Source organism: Delftia sp. ASV31, assembly GCF_016428765.1.
In the GTDB taxonomy this organism is placed as follows: Bacteria; Pseudomonadota; Gammaproteobacteria; order Burkholderiales; family Burkholderiaceae_C; genus Comamonas; species Comamonas acidovorans.
Genome location: NZ_JAELTK010000223.1, coordinates 1 through 407 on the forward strand (window position 1 = coordinate 1; position 407 = coordinate 407).

Consider the following 407-nt stretch of genomic DNA (forward strand, 5'->3'; position numbering starts at 1 on the left):
CCCGGGCCCATGACTTCGGACAGGCCGTAGATGTCCACGGCATCCAGCCCCGCCTTGCCCTCGATCTCGCGGCGCATGGCCTCGGTCCAGGGCTCGGCGCCGAAGATGCCGATCCGCAAAGAGCTCTCGCGCGGGTCCATCCCCTGGCGCTGCATCTCCTCCACGATCACCTGCATGTAGCTGGGCGTGACCATGATGATGTCGGGCCGGAAATCCTGGATCAGCTGCACCTGCTTTTCGGTCTGCCCGCCCGACATGGGCACCACGGTGCAGCCCGCGCGCTCGGCGCCGTAGTGCGCACCCAGGCCGCCCGTGAACAGGCCGTAGCCATAGGCCACATGCACCATGTCGCCGGGCCGCCCGCCCGCCGCGCGGATGGAGCGCGCCACCAGGTTCGCCCAGTTGTC

At 69.3% G+C, this 407-nt stretch carries 1 protein-coding gene; it reads right to left on the reverse strand.

The features are described 5' to 3' along the window. Window positions 1-407 (reverse strand): AMP-binding protein (locus tag JHD82_RS29095; protein ID WP_199140376.1); only part of this gene is annotated, 407 nt, incomplete at both ends.